Below are 21,228 nucleotides of genomic sequence, written 5' to 3'. Positions count from 1 at the left end.
ACAAACGTTATTTAGCCAAATATAACCACGTATTAATAATTGAGTCCGGATTTAATGAAATGCTTTCGATTCCTTCTTCCATCAGCCATCGTGCCAACTCTGGATAGTCAGAGGGAGCCTGACCACATATCCCTACATATTTGTTTGCTTTTTTACAAGCGGAGATTGCATAGTGTAACAATAGCTTTACAGCATCATCTCTTTCATCAAAAAGCGATGCCACTAATTCTGAATCCCGGTCTAAACCTAAAGTTAATTGCGTTAAATCATTTGAACCAATAGAAAAACCATCCACAAATTCTAAAAATTTTTCAGCGAGTAATGCATTTGAAGGTATTTCGCACATCATATAGATTTTTAGATCATTCTCACCTCGAGTCAATCCATAACTTGTCATTAATCCAATAATATTTTTAACTTCAGTTATGGTCCGTACAAAAGGAATCATAATTTGAGCATTAGTTAAATCCATATCATTTCGTACACGTTTAAAAGCTTCACACTCTAATGCAAAACAATTTTTAAAATTGTCAGAAATATAACGTGAAGCTCCACGAAAACCTAACATTGGATTTTCTTCTTTAGGCTCGAACTCATTCCCACCTAACAAATTGGCATACTCATTCGATTTAAAATCTGAGAAACGGAAAATAGCTTGTTTGGGATAAAATGCTGCAGCAATGGTCGACATGCCTTCACGCAACTTTTCAATATAGAACTCTTTCGGGGATTCATAAGCAGCTGTTTTATCAATCACCTCTTCACGAATTGCATCTGGTAATTTTTCCAAGTTTAAAATTGCATTAGGATGAATGCCAATCATCTGACTAATAATAAATTCCATGCGAGCTAATCCCACACCATCATTTGGTAAATATTGTAATGAAAATGCTTTATCAGGATTTCCCAAATTAATACATAATTTTATGCTCAGCTTAGGCATATTTGATACGGCAATTTTTTCTTCTTGATATTTTAATAGCCCATCATAAACATAACCTTTTTCACCTTCGGCACAAGACACCGTCACTTCTTGACCTGAAATAATTTTTGATGTGGCATTGCCACAACCCACAATCGCTGGAATACCTAACTCACGAGCAACAATGGCTGCATGGCAAGTACGCCCACCCCGATTAGTGACAATCGCAGATGCAAGCTTCATAATTGGTTCCCAATCGGGATCTGTCATGTCAGTTACTAATACTTCTTTCGTTTGCAGCTCGTGCATATCTTTGGGGTCAGCAATGATACGCGCAATCCCCTGACCTATTTTCTGTCCAACACTACGACCAATAGTTAAAACATCACTTCTTCCTTGAATATGATAGTTCTTAATATATTGCTCTTTTTTGAGACTTTGCACTGTTTCAGGACGTGCTTGCAAAATGTATAACTCACCATCAACACTATCTTTGGCCCACTCAATATCCATCGCTCGTCCATAATGCTGCTCAATAAGTAATGCTTGTTTAGCAAGTATTAAAATATCCTGATCCTTAATACAGAATTGTATTTGTTGTTCTTTAGTGACTGGAATAATTTTAAGTGATTCTTTTGAATCACCTTGGTTGGAATAAACAACTTTAATTTCTTTTTCACCTAACTGCCTACGCAAAATAGCAAATTTCCCTTTTAGTAAGGTAGGTTTGTGCACACAAAATTCATCCGGATTTACTTTGCCTTGCACAATGGCTTCTCCTAAGCCATAAGAAGCATTAATTAAAATCACTTGATCAAATCCACTTTCCGTATCTAAAGTGAACATCACCCCACTAACACCTTGATCACATTTGACCATACGTTGAATACCCGCAGAAATACCTACTTTTGCGTGATCAAAACCATGATGTATACGATACATAATCGCGCGCTCGGTAAACAATGAAGCAAATACTTTTTTTATTGCGAGCAAAACATCCTTTGAACCACAAATATTTAAGAAAGATTCCTGTTGACCAGCAAACGAGGCTTCAGGTAAATCTTCGGATGTAGCAGATGAACGTACAGCAACAGAAATCTCTTTTCCATCATTAAAGTTTGTATAAGCCTGGATAACATCCTTTTCAAATTCAAGGGAAAATGGCGTGCTTAAAATCCATTGACGAATATTTTCACTTGTTTTTTTTAGCGATTCAAGTTTCTTCGTATTTAATGAATTCAGCACAGAATAAATTTTATTATCTAAGTTATTTTGTGATAGAAATAGCTGGTAGGCCGAAACTGTCGTTGCAAAACCATTTGGAACTTTAACACCTACAATGGATAAATGTTTTATCATTTCCCCAAGTGAGGCATTTTTACCCCCAACTTCTAACAAATCTTTTAGACTTAACTCTGCAAAAGAAATCACATTTTTCATCATTTTTCCTAAAATTAAAAATCATTCCCTTCAATAAGATATTGCTCAACCTCTCCAAGATTAGCTTGTGACCCATAAAGTCGTAAAGTATCCCCAACTTGTAATCGAGTGCTCGATGAGAAATGAAAACTCTCAACAACGTCGTGATTGATCGAGCCAATAAAACCCCATTTTTCTCCAAAGCTAATTCTTTAATTGTCAGACCAACTGCATAGACATTTTCGGGTAAAGTGACATGATTTTTATGGTCAAAAGGCACTTGTGCAAGCTTTATCTTAGATTTTTCCATTTTCTTTGGGAAAATTTTTCGCAAAATAGTCTCTGCAATTTTTTCATTACATTTAATTGTAAACATCAAAAACATTACATCAAAGTCTGCTAGTTGGGTGATATTTTTAACATCTCGAAGCCAATCTAAGGCATGTGAACCAACCAAACTACCAACGAATAAGTAACCGAAAATAGATGGTAATTTATGGCGACGAAATAGAACGATTATTGCAACAACTAAAAATAAGATGATAATTACACTATTGAAAACGCCTAAATTCATCTAATTATTGTTTCCTTGAATATAGCTTTAAAAAGCGCCGAGCAATTGTTTTCTCAAATTCAATTATTAAAAATAAACTTAAGGCGATAATAAATATTAGACTCCACTGATTTAAACTAATAGGCTTAGTTTCAAAAAAAAATTGCATGGCAGGCAAATAGGTAAAGCAAATCTGCAAAACTAAAACTAAAAGAATGGAAATCAAAACAGGTTTGCTCCCCAGCAAACCTTCTTTATTTAACACAGAATCAAAGATTTTTCGGCAATTGATTACATATATAGCTTCTGCAAGAACTAACATGTTGACAACCATAGTTCTTATCCAAAAAATATCCAGACCACTTTTTATCTCATAGATAAATAACCCAAATATACTACAAACAAAAAAAAACGAAACAAAACTAATGCGCCATAATAGAAATGGAGTAAATAGAGATTCTTTTGGATTTCGAGGTAGCTGCCTCATAATGTGGCGCTCCGGTGGTTCAAATGCTAATGCTAAACCGAGTGTCACAGTGGTTATCATATTCACCCAAAGAATCTGCAGTGGAGTAATTGGCAATGTATAACCTAATAAGATCGCAAAGAAAATAGAAAGGCCTTCACCACCATTGGTAGGGAGGATAAATAAAAGTGCTTTTTTTAAATTTTCATAAACAACCCTAGCTTCTTCAACAGCATGTTTAATAGAAACAAAATTATCATCTATTAAAACAATCTCTGCCGCTTCTTTAGCGACATCAGTACCTTTGTAACCCATTGCAATACCAATATCAGCATGATGTAATGCAGGAGCGTCATTCACTCCATCACCAGTCATTGCAATAATATGATTCTTATTTCTTAGCGCTGTGATCAAGCGGAGTTTGTGTTCAGGAGTTGTTCTAGCATAAACATCGACATTATCTACCCATTTTTCTAACATCGTATCATCCATGGCATCAAGATTTTCACCTACCAGAACATGTTGGTTATTAATACCTACCTGCTCGGCAACTGTCCGAGCTGTTGCCCGATGATCGCCTGTAACCATTTTGATGCGAATACCTGCTTTTTGACAATCGATAACCGATTCACGGGCCCCAATTCTAGGGGGATCGATGAGTCCAACTAGACCTAAAAAAATAAGGTTTTTTTCAACATCTTTAAATAAAAGAGATACATATTTCCTATTTGCTGAACAATAAGCAAAAGCAAGAACACGCATTCCTGTTTCTGCTAAATGATTGATTTGTGATTGCCAATAATTTTTATCGATACTTTCTATATTTTGGTTTTTTTTCTGATGAGAACACATTTCTAAAATTCTTTCAGGAGCACCTTTAACAAAAATAATAGCGTTACCTTTATGATCGTGATGCAAGCTAGCCATAAATTTGTGTATTGACTCGAAAGGTATCGTGTCTGTTCGATGATAGATATCCATTTCATCCTTATATTGAATACCTGCCTTTAAACCTAAAGCTAATAATGCTCCATCCATAGGATTTCCATATAAATGCCAATCTCGATTCTCTTTCTTCAACTCTGCATCGTTACATAAGACACATGACCTTATTAACAACGCTAAATCAGGGTGCTGATTTATGTCGACTTCCTTGTTGTTATAGATTATTTTACCACCGTCATTATACCCACTTCCTGAGACAAAAAATTGTTGATTACTTGTGATAATTCTTTGCACTGTTAATTCATTGCGCGTGAGTGTTCCGGTCTTATCCGTACAAATGACTGTCACAGAACTTAGTGTTTCAACAGCAGGCAAGCGACGAATAACAGCATTACGTCGCGCCATTCGTGTAACACCAACTGCTAAAATAATTGTTATGAGTGCTGGTAGACCTTCGGGGACAACAGATACTGCAATCGCAACTGTAGCCAAAAACATCTCTTGCAAAGGATATTGGCGGAAGATCACACCAAACAAAAATATCGATAGTGAAAATAACAAAATAATTATGGCTAACCATCGTGCAAACTTATTCATTTGCTGTAATAAGGGGGTGGTTAGCTTGGGCAAGCCCGTTAATAAAGTAGAAATATGACCAACCTCTGTGTTCTTAGCAGTGCTCACCACAATACCCATCCCTGTTCCATAAGTGACAAATGTTCCTGAATAAGCCATTGAGCTTCTATCAGCAAGAGGGGTATTTACTTGAACAGGGAATGTATGTTTCTGGTCGGGGACTGACTCACCTGTTAATAAAGCTTCTTGAATTTGTAAATTAGCCGTTTTGACTAAGCGTAAATCGGCAGGAACTTTATCTCCAGAACGCAATAAAACCATATCGCCAGGCACTAACTCATCAGCCAGAATTCGATCTCTTTTCCCAGATCGAATGACATTGGCATATAATGGCAACATTTGCTTAAGGGCCTCTAAGGCCTTTTCAGCTTTTCCTTCCTGAATGAGACCAATAATAGCATTGATAACAACGACACTGAGTATTACACTGGTATCAATCCAATGCTGTAATAATGCAGTAATAACAGCAGCACTGAGTAAAATATATATCAGGATGTTATTGAATTGATCGAATATTCGGTGGCCAAAAGTTCGTTTTTTTTCAATTGGTATTTTATTTGGGCCGTATTTTTTTAAACGAGCCAAAGCCTGATGCCAAGATAATCCCAATAATGTGGTATCTAGTCTTTTTAAAGTTTCCTCGACCGTGATTGCATGCCAATTTTCTTTCGTTATCATCACTTTTCCCTGTGTGTAAGGCTATCTATATATTAACGCAGTAGACTGATAACTCCAATTCATCCTAGTTACTAATACCTTAAGTTAACACTTGTATTATAGAATTTAAAAGATTTATATAAAAATGTATTGTCATATTAGCTTTGGGCAACACTTTAGACGGATAATTTATTCTATACTAATAAGAGCTATTTACTAGAGGAGTACAACTATGTTAGTGAAAGACATTATGACCAAAAATCCAGAAACCTTACCACCTAATAGTACTATTCAAAAAGTAGCCGAAGAGATAAAAAAACTAGATTGTGGCTTTATGCCAATTGCAACTAATGGAAAAATTATGGGAATAGTAACTGATCGAGATATTGCCATACGAGCAGTTTCTAATGGTAAAGATCCAAAAACTACACCTGTTGAAGAAATAATGACGTCACGATCCTATCACATTTTAGAAAATGATGATGTTAGCATTGCAGCAGAAAAAATGTGCCAGTACCAAATTCGAAGACTAATTGTGCTCGATAAAAATAAGTCCTTACTGAAATTGATAAAGAGATCTTGTTAGCCATCCAAATCATGAAGTTAAATTTTTTATAGGATTACTGCCTAAGGATTGATTATGCGAGCAAAAGATAAATTAAGAATAGTATATCCCACAGATTTCTCATTGGGATCGAAATTAGCCTTAAAAACATTAAAGCTAATTCAAAATAAATACCAAACGGACGTATCCTTAATCTATGTTATCGAATCCATTTGGAAAAATTGGATTAGCTCAGGTTTATGTCAAAAAGAAGCAATGCAGAGGCTACAATCTTGGCAAAATGAGTATTCGAGTTCCACTGAGTTAAAAAAACTATATATCAAGGTGGGCAATCCTGCTGATTGTATTCTTGATGTGGCACGCAAAAGGAAAGCAAATTTAATCCTCATGGGGGGTAAAGTAACAGAAGAATTCAGTCGCTATAAGACAGGCACTACTGTTGAAGGTGTTGTTCGTTCAGCAACAAAAACTGTTTGGATTTGCCAAAAAGATAAAATATCAAAAATACTTTGTGGTATAGACGGCTCTCCTTCTTCAGCAAAAGCTCTTAAATTTGCTATTGATCTTTCAAGACGATATTCAGCCAAGCTTTGTATCATCCATGCTTTGCCTAGCTATTTACCAGCTTTTAGTATGACAAAAAAAATAATTAAGTACGAAGAGGAAAAATTGAAAATTGAAATTACAAATAAAATGGCTAAATTTCTAGATTCTTTCGATTTAAAAAAGATTAAACATGAAATCCAATTTCAATGGGGTGTCTCTGCAAATCTTATACTTGATCTTGCTGAAGATTTTAATTATGACTTAATTGTCATTGGAGCAAAAGGCTACAGTATGCTACATCACGTGCTGCTTGGCAGCACAGCAGAAAAAATATTGCGTCATGCGCCCTGTTCTCTATTGGTGGTGAGGTAGTCAAACGTCGTGATAAATGCATCTCCAATTTCTAGATTAGAATTTTCGATCACTTTGTCGAATAATTTGGAAGGAGGAAACAATGAAAAAATAATGGGATTCATTCAGAATCTTCACTGCATGATATAATATCTTGTCTTTCTTGAAGAAATGATAGGACATATTCAAGTTCACCTGCGTTTCTAAATGTACAGTGAAGAAAGGGTCATCGTTACTTATTTTATCTGTAAGACGAACATGTAAATCTACACCTGCAGATTTAGATTGTGGAGCACCAGCTAATTTCGCAATTTTTGCTAATTTTCTGTTATTGATATTTTTGATTACACCAGATTTGTCTGAATGAATAGTATGAGTAAATACCAAAATATTTTAGACGTAAAGAATATCGCTACATTTTCTATAACTCTTCCGTTTGCAAATACAGGGGTATATTACATTTCCAAGCTAATTCTTTTTCTATTGTGTTTTTTAAGGATTGCGCTGCTTCTGGTTCGTCATGGGTGATAAAGATTTTTACAGGTGGTTTAGTAAATTTTTTTAACCAGGCTAAGATTTCTTGATAATCGGCATGTGCTGATGTATTACTAAGCTCAATCACCTCCGCTCGTATTGGAATCATATGACCATGAATTTTAACTTCAGATTCACCATTAACCATCCGGGCACCGCGCGTACCACCCACCTGATAACCAGTAAATAAAATCGTATTGCGGTAATCTTGAGCAAATTGTTTCATGTGGTGAACCCGTCCACCTGTTGCCATTCCACTTGCAGAAATAATAATGATTGGATATTGATAATTATCAATAGCCTTGGATTCTTCGACTGTGTTGATATAAGTAGCACCGGCACAAATATCAAAACACTGCTGTTTAGACAACTTGTGTTCGTTAGTATAATGACAAAAGGTTTTAGTGGCGCTTATCGCCATTGGACTATCTAAAAAAACAGGTATATCAGGTATTTTGTTTGCTTTTTTTAGCTGGTAAATAAAGTACAAAATGCTTTGTGCTCTTCCAACAGCAAATGCAGGAATAATAACAGAACCTCCTCGTTTTGCGGTTTTATTAATTACTTCACTCAACTGATCAATAGGATTAATTGCTTCATGCAAACGATTACCATAAGTAGATTCTAACACTAAATAATCTGTTGATTGAACAATGGCAGGGGGATACATGACCGGATCATGTAGTCTACCTAAATCACCACTGAATAATATTGAACGATTATGATGTTTCATACGCACAAAGGATGATCCAAGAATGTGACCAGAATGCGTTAAGCGAATATAGCGCTCTTTATAAGAGATAATTTCTTGTTCTTGCAAGGTAATTTTATTATTTTTTTTTGATTTCTTGTTGTTGAAGCAAGATAATCTTCTGTAGCTCTTCAATCGTTTTTGGTAATTTTTTGATATCCATTTTCATCGCACAATAATAATTAATAAATGCATAAAATTCTAGGTTTTTTTAATAAAAATGGCTTATTTGCTGAGGCAAACCTGCATCACGATAAGAATATTTATCGCTTGCAAGCAACCACTTAAAATGTTCTGGTGACATCTCAATTTTACCTGCGGAATTTCGCTGAAATACATAACGTCCATTTTCTAAACGACGATACCAAATGGTAAAACAATTTGTTTCATAGTAAAGTGCCTTCAGTTTATTTCCACTGCGATTCCGAAATAAAAATAAAGTGCCATCTGCTGGATTGCGATGTAATGTCTCTGTAATTAATATGCAAAGCGCATTGATCGACTTTCGCATATCGATAGGATCGCTATAAAATAGAATGGGTAAATTATCCAACATCAGCATGAAAGTAATGCTCCAACTATTTTCTTAAGTATCTCGGGAGAAATATTGTAAGCTATCTGACAGCGAAAACCATTTGGCAATTTAATTTTGATTTCATTTTGGGCTGAGATAACAGCTTGGTTAACGACAACTTGCGAAAAAGATGGCTGTGCTTCTTGTCGTGTAGCGTTAATATTATTTTGTTTGCGATATACCTGCAGATAATAGGCAAATTTGGCAAGCGTCACATTTTTTTGCTTGCAAAACTCAGCTTGAGTTAGATCGCTGGTTTGGTACTCTTCAATAATCGAAAACCATTTGGTTCTGTTTTTGGGTTCATTTTCCATGCTATCATCCTAATTAGAAAACTACAGCATGTTGCATATTGATTTAGTGAAAAGATGTATTTGCCAATACGCTTACCTAGAGACAGAACAAAGAAAGCGGTGAAAAACAACAACCTTGTTACCAACAAGAATAGTAGCGCATACCACTATTAACTGAATAAAATATCAAAATGAAATGCTTTATGATTTGTCCTCGGGCCTCCGCAAATCTGCAGGATTATTTTTCGATAACCTACGAGATTGTGACGTATACATCATGCTGGGCTAACCATGCATGATAACACACTTGCCACTAAACCAGAGTCTACTGACAAGTAGAGGCTCGGGGATAATTAAAATATAGTCCATTCCATCTGTTTTTTCATGTAAATTTAGTATTAAAATGATATGTCTTTGAATATTTTATTAATTTTTGCTAATACCCAGGAATCAATTAACCTTGTCTTCTATCAGCTGCATTCGTTAGCGCAGATCAAATATCATTAAGTCATGACATTGAAATCGAGTAACTTTTTTGATTGTTTTTGTATGGCTGAGCTAAATGATGTTCTGATCTTTGCTCTACAGAAGCGGCTGCAGCGAGTACAGCTTCCTGAGTTATGTTTGATATGCAACTATTTCCACTACCTCAGGCTGTCCCAATGTGAGATTCTTATATCAGTCAAAGTTCAAGCGCTTTACAATAGTCTCACCCAAATCAATCGCATTAGATGCATGCTGAATAGTATTACAAGTAACAACCTTGACTGCTCCTGCCGCCAATAAATCCTGGTATGCACTTCCAGAAAAAACGGCGTGAACGCCAATACAAATAGGTAAGTTCATATTTAAAGCTTTAAGGTGCTTTATTGTTTCGATCATCGTTCTTGCTGTAGAAATAATATCGTCCACTAAGATGGGTGTGCAATTTATATATTGATCGATGTGGGGAATTGAAATTTCAACTTCTTTATCACCTCTTCGATTTTTTTCTAATATCGTAAAAGGCGCATCTGCTTTTTTGGCTACATCTGAAACCCCATTGCTCACTTTCTTTATCATGTCCTATTAGTACAGGCGTTTCAACGTTTTGTTTAATCCATTTTTCTATTTTATCAGCAGCATGTAATACAATTGTGGGAATTTTATAGATCTCATTGAGAGATCCTCGTCGATGCAAATGAGGGTCAACCGTCATCAGCCAATCAAAATAATGGGATAAAAGTGCAGCAAAATATTGAGATGAAATTGGCTTCCCCCGGATTAAATTCCTGATCTTTGCCGCATATAAGGAAGATAAGGTGCGATGAGACCTACATGCTTTGCCCCTAAATCTTTTGCTGTTTGCGCAACAAATAATAAAGGTAAGATTTTACTGTTGGGTCGATTCAAAATTGCAATGACAATAACATCGGCCCTCTTCACATCGGATTCAATTTTCACATAAGTTTCTTCATCAGGAAATTGACGCACCACTATTTTTCCAATCGCGTTCCTTAAGTGCGTTTTTATCATATTGACTAAATACTCTTCTGCGAAGAGATTAAATATAATAGGCTTCATTTATATCGGCTCCAGATGAATAATTTCGTTCCCTTCTTGAAAAAACGTCAGCGCATATTCGAGCTCAGCCTTTGTTTCAGAATGTAGTGTGAATAAGGGCTGATCTTTATCGACAACCTCTTCTATCTTGGTTGCAGCTCTACACCCACGTACAGCTAAGACACCTTGTAAATACCGATGAATGCGATAAACGTCTGGCCAATATCCTTCTATGGCAACAACCATAAGGCCTTTGAGGCTATATCTCAAAAATAAGTTTTGTCTTTTTCAATGGAAAACTCCTATCCTAATTTCTTTAAAAACCATGCCTCGGCATATCGGATAACTTCATCTAATTTTCCAGGCTCTTCAAATAAATGAGTTGCCTCAGGAATGATTTTAAGCTCCGTTTCACTATTCATTTTAGATTGAGCGGCTTCATTTAATTCAATCACAACATCATCCCATCCACCCACAATGAGTAATGTAGATGATTTAACATGAGGCAATGAATCACCTGCCAAATCGGGTCGCCCTCCTCTTGAAACGATTGCTCGAATAACTTCTGGTCTTTTGGCTGCAGCTATTAATGCAGCGGCAGCACCGGTACTAGCCCCAAAATAACCAATTGTGAAATGTTTATATTGGGGTTGTTTGATTAGCCAATCCGTTGTGGCAACGAGCCGTTCTGCCAGTAATGAGATATTAAAACGAAGTTCTCGGGTTTGTTCATCAATGACTTCTTCTTCAGCTGTTAATAGATCAAATAATAAGGTAGCTAACCCTTTTTGATTAAAAGCTTCTGCCACATAGCGATTTCTGGGACTAAATCGACTACTGCCGCTACCGTGGGCAAATATCACCATCTGGGTTGCATTAACAGGGATTTGCAAATTTCCATGAAGTGTTACCTCATTTGCTTGAATTTTGACATCTTTGATTAATGTAGATGAGTTAGTCATCTTCACGCCCCCTCTGGTTTCCCAAAATTTTCTGCTTGTATCAATAAATCTTGCACTTCTTCATCAGAGGTCTGAGAAAAATCCTGATACCAGCCTCCAATAGCATAAAAGGGATAAGGCATTTCTAAACAGACTATTTCATCAACTTCTCTACGAAGTTGCTCACACGTATCTGGAGGTGCCACTGGTGTTGCTACAACGATTTTTTTGCATTCTAATTTTTTTAATGCCGTAATAGCAGCACGCATTGTCGCACCGGTTGCAATCCCATCATCAATCAAAATAATGATTTTATCTTTAATCATCGGAGGAGTTCGATTACCCCGATACAATGCTTCGCGACGTTTTAAAACCGCTAATTCTTGTGCTTTTACATCCTCAATAACATGGGGAGAAATGTGAATCATACGAAGAATATCTTCATTAAATACGGTTATGCCACCCGATGCGATAGCACCCATTGCCAATTCTTCCTGAAAAGGAACACCTAATTTACGCACCAGAAATATATCTAAGGGCACCCGCAACGTTTTTGCAACTTGAAATCCTACCGGCACTCCTCCTCGAGGCAGTGTGAGTACCAGAACGTTTTTATTATCTTGGTATTGAAGTAAATGTTTCACTAGTTGTTTACCAGCTTCAATTCGATTTTCAAATAATGTCATTTATAATTTCCTATTAAATGAAGATGAAGCAAAATATCCTACTCATGATTCGATGATCGTATGAAAGGAAGCATCCGTTGAGCAGTTTCTAATGCCATTGCTATAGATTCCCGCTTGTATGTTCTGTGAATTCTATTATTCTGTACAACGGGAACGACGGACTGAATGATTACCTTCTCCCTAACTATTTATTTTTAAGTTCAGATATTCAACAATACTCTTCAAAGATATTAGCATAGGATAATCCTTTTGCGGAATATTTTTCGAGCTCTTCACGCAATAGCGATTCCAGATTCAATTCTTGCAAATCCACTTCTGGGGCGATTTGATTTAAGGCTTGCAGTACAGAACTAGGGATTTCTTCAGTTGATTTTTTAAACTCGTCATAGTTTCTCAGGTTCCTGCAAAAATTTATTGATGGTTGAAAGAAAACGACTTCCTAACAAGCCATTGGTGACCCTATGATCTGCTGAAAGTGCAGTGATTATCGTTTTGTTTGAAAGAATTTTTCCAAATCCGATCAATGCAACTTGCGGGGGATAAACAATTCATTATTCAGAAAATAACCCTTGAAATCAGGAAACTACCTCTAGGCATTAACAACCCCCTTAATAAGAAGAACGGCGTACAATAAGCATTCAGTGATTACGTGCTCTGCATTATATTTTTCTAACCAAGCCAGTGCCTTATTCAAATCAATTTCGCTGGAAAGATAATAATGAGGAATTTCGTGTTTTGATTTTGTCATTGCAGCAGCAATAACTTTTTTCATCGAAAGGGTATGATCTTCTTTTAATGTTTGGCTCTCTGTTAAGCTTCGAATAAATCCTTTATACTTAAATCATCAAAATGAAGCACGTTTTTCATTATTTTTCCATAAAATCAAAAGATATTTCTCAATCTCTTCAAGATTAACTTAATCCATAATGTCGCAAGGTATCTCCCATTTGAGGGTTAATAAAAAATTAACTCTCAATCCCACGTGTTGAGGTATGGAAATCAGCTTTTTGTAGTCTTTAATTCTCATGCAAATATAAGGTGAAAGATAAAACATTTTTAAAAATTACCCACATTAGCCGCTATACTGTTTGGGTAATAAATTCACAATGTTTTTTTACTTGTTATTGAATATATCGGGACGAAACATGGGCAATAAAATTATAAAAAAAACTTAAACTTTCTATAGAGATTTCATCAGTTGCATAGGGCAGAAAAGAATTGAAAAAACAAACAATGTCGAGGGTTGATATATAAAATGAATACTGAAAAAGCTTATACAGATTTAGTTAATACACTAAACGATGCTGCCATTTCTTTTTCTGATGATAGAGAATCTCTTTATAAAGAATTGCTTGAAAAAATAGGTGATGCCCGTTTTGTTCTAATTGGCGAAGCAACTCATGGTACCCATGAATTTTATGCCATACGCGCTGAAATTACACGGCGTTTAATAATTGAAAAAAATTTTATGGCAGTAACAATAGAAGGCGACTGGCCTGATGCTTATAACATTCACCGTTATATACAAGGAGAATTAGAAAAAGAACACTGGGCTCAATCACTTGGTGCGTTTTCGAGGTTTCCAACTTGGATGTGGCGTAACAAGGTAATGCCATCTTTCATTAGATGGATGAGAGATTTCAATGATAATCAAAAAAATTTAACAAATAAAATTGGTTTTTATGGATTAGATTTATATAGCTTGCACTCTTCAATGCAAGCTGTAATTGAGTATCTTCAGAAAGTAGACAGCTTGGCTGCAGAACGAGCCAAAGCCCGTTACTCATGCTTTGATCACTTAAGTGTAGACCCACAAACTTATGGCCATCTAACCACCCTTGGCATAAAGAAATCATGCATAAAAGAAGCTATTATGCAACTTCTGGAGATGCAACATCGAGCTTTTGAATATGTACACAACAATCATATTTCTGTTGCTGATGAGTATTTTTATGCTACGCAAAATGCCCGACTTGTGAAAAATGCAGAAATCTACTATCGCTCTTTGTTTGAAGATCGAGTTTCATCTTGGAATGTCCGTGATCTTCATATGATGGAAACTTTAAATACTCTTTCAGATCATTTAGAAAATCGCTTCAATAAACCTGCAAAAATAGTTATATGGGCACATAATTCTCATGTAGGTGATGCACGTGCTACTGAGATGGGACAAAAAGGAGAAATAAATATTGGTCAACTAGTACGAGAACAGCATGATGCTGACACATACTTAATTGGATTTTCAACTTATGAAGGTTTTGTAACAGCGGCATCAGAATGGGGTGGTCCAGCAGAAACTAAACCAATCACCCCAGGACTGCCAGGAAGTTATGAAGCGCTATTTCATGATGTCAAATATCCAGAGTTTCTACTAAATTTGACAGAGGATAAACAATTGGAACATTTTTTAAATATTTCTAGATTGCAACGCGCTATTGGGGTTGTGTATCGACCAGAAACCGAACGCCTTAGTCACTATTTTTTTACAGATTTACCTTACCAATTCGACAGTATTATACATTTAGATCAAACAACAGCCGTCAAGCCTTTGGATTAAAATTATCGCACTCTTTCGTCTAAGCAAAAAGAACAAGATTGCGCGGGAATCTCTTTATTTCGTATACCCCAACCATACTATAAACAAAAAGCAACGAAACAAAATCAATGCCACAATAGAAATGAGGAAATAGAGATTCTTAGGGATTTCTAGGTAACTGCTTCAAAATCTTCTATCGAATTAGTAATTGAATTAGTATCTATTTAGTTGAATTAAAATTTTTTCATTTGAGGCATTATAATTTTATCTTTAGACAGCTCTCTAGAAGAATAATTTAGTTCTATAATAATAAGACCTATTTACTAGTTTATTAGAGGAATATAATTATGTTAGTAAAAGATATTATGACCAAAAATCCGGAAACTTTACCACCTAACACTCCTATTCAAAAAGTAGCCGAAGAGATGCAAAAACTAGATTGTGGCTTTATGCCAATTGCAACAAATGGAAAAATTGTGGGTACCGTGACAGACCGAGATATTGCTATTCGAGCAACTTCTAAGGGTAAAGATCCCAAAACTACACCTATTGAAGAAATAATGACATCACGATCTTATTACGTTTTAGAAAACGATGATGTAAGCCTTGCAGCAGAGAAAATGTGTCAACATCAAATTAGAAGATTAATTGTGCTCGATAAAAATAAGCACATCTCAGGTGTGGTTTCATTAGGAGACATTGCCACTAAATTCAAAAATCATGAAATAGATGCTGAAATCATTGAAGAAGTTTCAGAAAAGAAGTAGGTAGTGTTTAAATAACTGTGTCAGCTTTCATAAATAGTTATAATCCTATAACTTTGGAGAGCTGACAAAAATGAACAGTAAAAAAATTGATTTAGAAAATTTCGACTTTAGCCAATTTAAACAAGAAGCAATTGGTCGATTAAAATCAGGTGAATCTTTAACAGGCAAAGATGGTATTCTGACGCCGCTCCTGAAAGAGATACTCGAAGCTGCATTAGAAGGTGAAATGGATGCTCATTTATCTGACTGCAAAGATGCGGGGATCCCTAACCGCCGCAATGGCAAGCTTCAAAAAACCATGAAAACAGCAACCGGTGCTATAGTCAGGAAATCTTCTAATTAAGCTATTTCGGGTAAGACAATTATTTTTAATATCTTCATGCTTTTTAGTTTCCTTTTATACTGCCTGGTATCTTCTTCTATGTAGTCTAAATCTGGTGCAAAAAAACTATTTTTTGGATGATCTAAAAATTCTTGAAGAACAGTATTTCTCATTAAACCAGACTGGAGCTCATGAGCTAGATCCAAGCTTAAACCTTCATTATTACTTACATTCAATTTAACTAAGCTTTTGTTATCAATTAATACCTTTGACAGTTTCTGAAAAAATGGGCCTGAGCTAGATGATAAATCGAGCGATAATTCTCTAGGGCAATCCACATGAGTTAAAGCATCTAAAAAGTAATTAAATATCCTATTGCTCGGAGTCCGATCCCACGATGCTATTCTAGGATTGAAGCCGTTTTTATTTTTAGCTAATTTCAAGCTAAAACCTCGAGGTAACTTTCCACTCATTAGTGCATCGGCTAATTGAATAATTTGTTCCGATGTTAAATTAGTACGAGATAAATCTAATTCAAAATATTTGGGCAGCTTACCTTTTAGCATTGCTTTTATTAATATTTCAAAGCACTCATCACTAAGATCACTATATGAAAGATTAAGACTGAATCCTTCCGGACACTCGCCTGATTCCAGGGCTTCGGCAATAAATAGCATTCGTTGTTTTGCTTCCGGCTGGGTTTTTTCAAAATAGTTTCCAGAAAGCCCGAGCTTAAAGCCTTTCAGAAAAATTTTTCTAATAGCGTGTGAGAGAATTTGAAAGCATTGAGTAGTTAGTGGATTACCCCCTAAATTCAATTCCAAATGGATAGGGCCTTTCTCTTTTCGTGAGGCCAAAACAAGTAAGAAACTCATGACCCCGTGTAACCCAATTTGATTATTCGATAAATCAAAACTTATCGACTGTGAGTAAGTACTTTGAATAATGCTTTTTTGAGTTCTTCTTCTTTGCCTGGCTTGGCTTCTAAAATGCAAATAACCGTGTGTGCTTTAGACATATTCATCATCCTTTTGTTATGCTTCAATTTTACTGGCCTCGTTAATTGTAACTAATTTAAAGCTATGTTCACTAGCTATATCCGGTGTCTCCCACAGTGTGGATAGAACAATCTACCGGAAATCAGCCTCCACTTTGGCAGGTGCTCGCTGAGGTGTTTAAAGTTAATCGCGGATAGGGAATTATTTATTCATAACATCACATTTTCTAATGCCTGAGGCAGAAGAGGGGACCCTTTAATTATTAAGACGCTTTAATGGATAATTTAAATCCGAGACCTTTCAACAAAAGACCTAAAGTTTGTAGTTTGGGATTTCCTCTGCTCGAAAGAGTACGATATAAGCTTTCTCGGTTCAAATGAGTTTTTTGAGAGAGCTTGGCAATTCCGCCTTGTGCAAGAGTGACATGACGAAGTGCAAGGAGGAGAGCCTCAGTGTCTCCCTCTTTTTGATACTCGTCTAATGCGACTTGAAGATAAACTGCCGCTTCTTTTTTATTTTTTAAAGAATTGATAAGCCATTCATCGTAACTGCCAGTTAATTGCTCAATTTTATTTTTGTTCATTTAAATTCTCCTGAAATTCCTGCCAAAATTTCTTAGCTTTAATGATATCCCTTTCTTGAGTTCTTTTACTGCCACCGATTAGAAGTAGAATAATTGATTTATCCTGCTCTGCTATATAAATTCTATAACCTGCACCATAATGAATGCGTAATTCAAAAACTCCATCACCTACAGATTTGATATCTCTATTATGTCCAAGCATCAATCTGTTAAGACGATTTTTTATATGGGCCTTTGTCACAGTATCTTTTACTGAAGCCAACCATTTGGCAAATGGCTCCTTCCCATTTTTAGTACGAAACAAACGCAATTCTTTTTGCATGGATTAATCCATATCTTTTTATTTAATTGTAGCCTACAGACCACATAAGTTGCAACTCTGGCAACCCATTAGATAATACTCAGTAAGTGCAATCTGGAATAGAGGGATTGTTACAGGCTGATGATATACCACAGCGCGAAATCCAGGAGTTAAGCCCCATCTAGCAGTAAATTTTTCTAAAATGAGTTGCAATTTATTATAACAAAGCAGAAAATATTGGGCGCGTAAGACAGGTGCGACAACACCCGCCTCACGCTAACCACGTCAACCTAAACGGAGATTGAAATGGCTCAGAAGATTGTATCCAAACGTTCCTCAAAAATGAACCTTTCTCGGCATCAAGTTGCGCTTTTCCAAAAAATTATTTTTGTCGGTAGTCAGATGGCGGGCCTAATTAATCAGGCCAATGGCCAATCTGTGCTCCCAAAAATGGCAACTAGGTATGCTCAGAAATGGTCCGATTTGATGGTTCAATTGGCTAAAACTTTACTCTGAGGGGGTATGGGCGGGTCCTGCGCAGTTGTGCAGGACTTCATGTGTGACCGGCACATAGGTAACAAAAGTGGCCGGACACATCGGTAACATTAATCTACCATAAGTTTATTAACTTTAAGCATTTTTTCATTGAAGATAGCCAAAGGCATAAAAGAGAAATGTAAAAGCCATTCGGTCTCACTATAAGGTTTCATGCCAATTGTTTCCCCAATAAGAGTTTCAGAAATAAAAATTTCTCTCCCTTGCCATTTCATAGTCCCATTTGTTCGTATCCTTCTCGTTTTTTCAAAAATGTTACTATCATATTCAACTCCAGGAAGTTTTGATGGAAATTGGCGAGTAGAATGAGTGTATAGCCATGCAGGTCTATTAAAATTAATTCCCTCATGAGGTCTTTGCTCATTAAATTCTTTTTTAAACTCGTCAAAACATCGTTGTTGTTGTGCTTGATTTTTTTTAGGAGGTAAAGCTGTTTCTTTTTTAAGCGTAAGATGCATTCGCTCATGCCGGCCATTTTCTTCAGGGTGTCCTTTTCGTATGCGCTCTGGAACAATGCCTAATTTTATTAGCCAAACAGATAATCCAGAAAGTCCTCCTATAGCATGACTCGCAAAAGGTGGGCCGTTATCGCTTTTCATTGCGCACGGCAAACCACACTCTAAAAATAAATTAGTTAATGTCTTTTTCACCTTTGTGCCTGAGATCTGCTTTGAACCCTCAACTGCCAGTAAAAAGCGGCTGAAATTATCTGACACTGTTAACGGATAACATAATTGATCGTTACCCAACAAAAATTGACCTTTATAATCAATACTCCAACAATCATTGGGCTCCCCACATAGAATAAATGGTTGAGTATAAGGTGCGACTCTTCTCTTTCTTTTTGCTGGAGTGACTAAGCCATGTCTCCTTAGTAAATCATCTATTGTACTTTTCGCAGGCCATAAAACTTTACTTTTTTCCTGCATTAACCAATTTCTTATCTTTTTGCCACCCCAGGTAGGATGATGATGTTTTACATTGAGTATGCTGTCTTCTATCTGACTGGGCATCCTATTTGCTTGAACATGCGGAGCTCTTGAGCGTTCTTTAAGGCCATCTATCCCTTCTTCTTTATATCGATTTATATACTTATATCCCGTTTTACAACTAATACTAAAACGCTCACATAACTCTTGAAATGTTCCTGCTCCATTATTGAGATACGCCGAGATAAATTTAATTTTTTCATTCATAGGTTCAGTCTCTATCCATGGCATCCTAGTTCCCCAATTTTTGTTAACTAGGAGTATGTTACTGTTACCTATGTGTCCGGTCACTTTCATTACCGATGTGACCGGGTCGGACCCTCAAGCAACCCCGGTAATAATTAAAAATAATGAGGATCAGTTACTTAAGCTAGCCAATGAAGATAACATGCCTCTTGCACAGAATCTTATTTTTCATTATTACAGCCACCGCCCGCCCGACCCGGAAAAACAACAACTCTCCAAGGACTATCTTAAGTTGGCTGTTAAAAAATGTAATGGTCTTGCAACATTGAACTATCTCGCCTTATTAAATAAAGATGTTTCTAGTGGTTCATACCAACAGTTAATGGATGTTTTTGAAAAATCTGTTTCGGCCTTTACAGAACTCATGCAAACCTCCTACAGAGAATCTGCAATTAAATTTCTGAAGAATTTAACAATTAAGTTATCTAGTTTAGACAAGATTGGAAACAATGACGACCCTGCCTTCTTTAAAGAAAATAAATCATCTCAATTGGCACAGTTATGGATAAAACTTTCTAATTTTTATAAAAATTATGGCACATCATCATATATGTATATGGGCTTACAAAAAGCTACCAAATTAGATAATTCATACCGTAATCTGTGGCTTCAGTCCTTAAATGTTGATAAGGCAGCTTTTAGGGATGTTGCACGCTACTTAGACTTTTATATTAAAGTACTCGAAATTACACAAAATAAGCTAACCTCAACACCTAGCAATGATGAGTTAGAAAATACTTTATTATTTTTAAAGGTTGAAAAAAATAATTGTGTGTTACTAGCGGATGAATTCTCAAAAACACCCGTATCGAAAGATATCAATGTGATAAACGATAAATTAGAAATTATACAAATACTCTTTGCCGCCACAGAAAATAGTATAAAGGAAACTTTAGAAACGAGAAATCCCGATCTTGTTGCAGGAGAAAATTCATTTATTCAAAGTAGCTACAAATCACTATAACTTGATAGCGCCTATTAAGCATAAGTAGTAAAAGTCTGTGAATGTCGAATTCTTAAATTAGTGCCTTTTAGTACGAATTTCTCCGATACTGACCTTTCTCTATTTCTTTTTAGATTGAGGATAATTGCATGGAGAATAATTTATTTAATTCACTTAGGACAAAAATGTCCTGAGATGAGTTGTGAAACATTCTTTGAGGAAGAAGAATGGCGAGCAGCATATATGGTGCACTACCGCAAGAAGTCGCCAAAGAAAGTACCTACATTAAATGAAATGATATTTGTAGTGGGTGCAACAGACGGTTTTTTAGGCAGAAAATCAGATGGCTTTCCTGGGCCTAAGCATTTATGGATAGGCATACAGCGAATAAGAGATTTCGCGTATGCCTTTGAAGTTCAAAATGAGATTTTTGGAGTCAATATTTGTGGGTTAGGCCATGGATGAAACGCAGTGAAATCAATATAATGACCCCCACATTTTAGACCAGCAAAGAAATAAATTTTGAGAGATAATAGCCTCTAACCGGAGGTAAAAATGGCAAAGAACAAGAAGTGGTCGGCAGTAGCAAAATTTGAAATTGCATTAC

Annotated in this window: 24 protein-coding genes and 1 pseudogene; 8 read left to right on the top strand and 17 right to left on the bottom strand. The window is 36.0% G+C overall.

Annotation, left to right across the window (positions count from 1 at the left end; all coding sequences use genetic code 11):
- Positions 1 to 7: 7 nt before the first annotated feature.
- Genes ppsA through H0U71_01660 form a run of 3 tightly spaced genes read right to left on the bottom strand, consistent with a single transcriptional unit; the run spans position 8 to position 5,619 of the window.
- Positions 8 to 2,365, bottom strand: coding sequence for a phosphoenolpyruvate synthase (ppsA, locus tag H0U71_01670; GenBank protein MBA2653758.1), 2,358 nt, complete (start codon positions 2,363 to 2,365; stop codon positions 8 to 10).
- Positions 2,301 to 2,915, bottom strand: a complete 615-nt coding sequence (locus H0U71_01665) for a cation:proton antiporter (protein ID MBA2653757.1) — start codon at positions 2,913 to 2,915, stop codon at positions 2,301 to 2,303. The genes ppsA and H0U71_01665 overlap by 65 nt, the downstream gene beginning before the upstream one ends.
- 4 nt (positions 2,916 to 2,919) lie before the next feature.
- Positions 2,920 to 5,619 carry a cation-transporting P-type ATPase gene (locus H0U71_01660; protein MBA2653756.1) on the bottom strand — a complete coding sequence of 900 codons (2,700 nt, stop codon included), beginning with the start codon at positions 5,617 to 5,619 and terminating at the stop codon, positions 2,920 to 2,922.
- A gap of 211 nt (positions 5,620 to 5,830) precedes the next feature.
- Here H0U71_01660 and H0U71_01655 point away from each other — a divergent pair, with 211 nt between their 5' ends.
- Entirely contained in the window at positions 5,831 to 6,184 is a 354-nt protein-coding gene (locus tag H0U71_01655) for a CBS domain-containing protein (protein ID MBA2653755.1), read from the top strand.
- A gap of 54 nt (positions 6,185 to 6,238) precedes the next feature.
- Positions 6,239 to 7,081, top strand: coding sequence for a universal stress protein (locus H0U71_01650; GenBank protein MBA2653754.1), 843 nt, complete (start codon positions 6,239 to 6,241; stop codon positions 7,079 to 7,081).
- Between the two features lie 36 nt (positions 7,082 to 7,117).
- Here the strand turns inward: H0U71_01650 and H0U71_01645 are convergent, their stop codons facing one another.
- From H0U71_01645 to H0U71_01600, 10 genes and pseudogenes are all read right to left on the bottom strand, one after another.
- Positions 7,118 to 7,447 carry a hypothetical protein gene (locus tag H0U71_01645; protein MBA2653753.1) on the bottom strand — a complete coding sequence of 110 codons (330 nt, stop codon included), beginning with the start codon at positions 7,445 to 7,447 and terminating at the stop codon, positions 7,118 to 7,120.
- Between the two features lie 34 nt (positions 7,448 to 7,481).
- Entirely contained in the window at positions 7,482 to 8,327 is an 846-nt protein-coding gene (locus H0U71_01640) for an MBL fold metallo-hydrolase (protein ID MBA2653752.1), read from the bottom strand.
- A gap of 229 nt (positions 8,328 to 8,556) precedes the next feature.
- Positions 8,557 to 8,907 (bottom strand): IS66 family insertion sequence element accessory protein TnpB, encoded by a 351-nt coding sequence (gene tnpB / locus H0U71_01635; GenBank protein MBA2653751.1) that lies wholly within the window; start codon positions 8,905 to 8,907, stop codon positions 8,557 to 8,559.
- The gene (locus tag H0U71_01630) at positions 8,901 to 9,233 is read right to left on the bottom strand and encodes a hypothetical protein (protein MBA2653750.1); all 333 of its coding nucleotides are present in this window, start codon (positions 9,231 to 9,233) and stop codon (positions 8,901 to 8,903) included. The genes tnpB and H0U71_01630 overlap by 7 nt, the downstream gene beginning before the upstream one ends.
- A gap of 657 nt (positions 9,234 to 9,890) precedes the next feature.
- Positions 9,891 to 10,775, bottom strand: a pseudogene (locus H0U71_01625) (ribose-phosphate pyrophosphokinase).
- Positions 10,776 to 11,000, bottom strand: coding sequence for a hypothetical protein (locus H0U71_01620; GenBank protein ID MBA2653749.1), 225 nt, complete (start codon positions 10,998 to 11,000; stop codon positions 10,776 to 10,778).
- 56 nt (positions 11,001 to 11,056) lie between these two features.
- The gene (locus H0U71_01615; protein ID MBA2653748.1) at positions 11,057 to 11,716 is read right to left on the bottom strand and encodes a dienelactone hydrolase family protein; all 660 of its coding nucleotides are present in this window, start codon (positions 11,714 to 11,716) and stop codon (positions 11,057 to 11,059) included.
- A gap of 2 nt (positions 11,717 to 11,718) precedes the next feature.
- On the bottom strand, positions 11,719 to 12,381 hold the full coding sequence (locus tag H0U71_01610) for a phosphoribosyltransferase (protein ID MBA2653747.1): 663 nt from the start codon (positions 12,379 to 12,381) through the stop codon (positions 11,719 to 11,721).
- Positions 12,382 to 12,764: 383 nt separating this feature from the next.
- Positions 12,765 to 12,905, bottom strand: a complete 141-nt coding sequence (locus tag H0U71_01605) for a 2-oxo acid dehydrogenase subunit E2 (GenBank protein MBA2653746.1) — start codon at positions 12,903 to 12,905, stop codon at positions 12,765 to 12,767.
- Between the two features lie 65 nt (positions 12,906 to 12,970).
- Positions 12,971 to 13,153: a 2-oxo acid dehydrogenase subunit E2 gene (locus H0U71_01600; GenBank protein ID MBA2653745.1), complete on the bottom strand. Its 183-nt coding sequence runs from the start codon at positions 13,151 to 13,153 to the stop codon at positions 12,971 to 12,973.
- Between the two features lie 483 nt (positions 13,154 to 13,636).
- Here H0U71_01600 and H0U71_01595 point away from each other — a divergent pair, with 483 nt between their 5' ends.
- The 3 genes from H0U71_01595 (at position 13,637) to H0U71_01585 (ending at position 16,027) form a co-directional block, all read left to right on the top strand.
- Entirely contained in the window at positions 13,637 to 14,938 is a 1,302-nt protein-coding gene (locus tag H0U71_01595; GenBank protein ID MBA2653744.1) for an erythromycin esterase family protein, read from the top strand.
- A 326-nt stretch (positions 14,939 to 15,264) separates the two neighbouring features.
- Positions 15,265 to 15,684, top strand: a complete 420-nt coding sequence (locus H0U71_01590; GenBank protein MBA2653743.1) for a CBS domain-containing protein — start codon at positions 15,265 to 15,267, stop codon at positions 15,682 to 15,684.
- 70 nt (positions 15,685 to 15,754) lie between these two features.
- On the top strand, positions 15,755 to 16,027 hold the full coding sequence (locus tag H0U71_01585; GenBank protein ID MBA2653742.1) for a transposase: 273 nt from the start codon (positions 15,755 to 15,757) through the stop codon (positions 16,025 to 16,027).
- Here the strand turns inward: H0U71_01585 and H0U71_01580 are convergent.
- From H0U71_01580 to H0U71_01570, 3 genes are all read right to left on the bottom strand, one after another.
- Positions 16,024 to 16,830: a hypothetical protein gene (locus H0U71_01580; protein ID MBA2653741.1), complete on the bottom strand. Its 807-nt coding sequence runs from the start codon at positions 16,828 to 16,830 to the stop codon at positions 16,024 to 16,026. The two genes, H0U71_01585 and H0U71_01580, sit on opposite strands and share 4 nt — an antisense overlap.
- 436 nt (positions 16,831 to 17,266) lie before the next feature.
- On the bottom strand, positions 17,267 to 17,587 hold the full coding sequence (locus H0U71_01575; protein MBA2653740.1) for a transcriptional regulator: 321 nt from the start codon (positions 17,585 to 17,587) through the stop codon (positions 17,267 to 17,269).
- Positions 17,574 to 17,909: a type II toxin-antitoxin system RelE/ParE family toxin gene (locus H0U71_01570; protein MBA2653739.1), complete on the bottom strand. Its 336-nt coding sequence runs from the start codon at positions 17,907 to 17,909 to the stop codon at positions 17,574 to 17,576. Before H0U71_01570 ends, H0U71_01575 begins: the two co-directional genes overlap by 14 nt.
- 285 nt (positions 17,910 to 18,194) lie before the next feature.
- Between H0U71_01570 and H0U71_01565 the strand changes: the two genes are divergently transcribed.
- Positions 18,195 to 18,404, top strand: coding sequence for a hypothetical protein (locus H0U71_01565; GenBank protein MBA2653738.1), 210 nt, complete (start codon positions 18,195 to 18,197; stop codon positions 18,402 to 18,404).
- A gap of 89 nt (positions 18,405 to 18,493) precedes the next feature.
- On the opposite strand, the gene H0U71_01560 is transcribed toward H0U71_01565, so the two are convergent.
- Positions 18,494 to 19,639: a transposase gene (locus tag H0U71_01560; GenBank protein ID MBA2653737.1), complete on the bottom strand. Its 1,146-nt coding sequence runs from the start codon at positions 19,637 to 19,639 to the stop codon at positions 18,494 to 18,496.
- A gap of 55 nt (positions 19,640 to 19,694) precedes the next feature.
- On the opposite strand from H0U71_01560, the gene H0U71_01555 reads away from it, so the two are divergent.
- Complete coding sequence (locus tag H0U71_01555; protein MBA2653736.1) at positions 19,695 to 20,642, top strand: hypothetical protein; 948 nt, start codon at positions 19,695 to 19,697, stop codon at positions 20,640 to 20,642.
- Between the two features lie 60 nt (positions 20,643 to 20,702).
- Positions 20,703 to 21,086, top strand: coding sequence for a hypothetical protein (locus H0U71_01550; protein MBA2653735.1), 384 nt, complete (start codon positions 20,703 to 20,705; stop codon positions 21,084 to 21,086).
- The last annotated feature ends 142 nt before the right edge of the window (positions 21,087 to 21,228 follow it).

The organism is Gammaproteobacteria bacterium (genome assembly GCA_013697705.1).
GTDB lineage: Bacteria > Pseudomonadota > Gammaproteobacteria > UBA6002 > UBA6002 > UBA6002.
The sequence above is the reverse complement of the archived record's forward strand: the minus strand, read 5'-3'. Positions and strand labels throughout refer to the sequence as shown.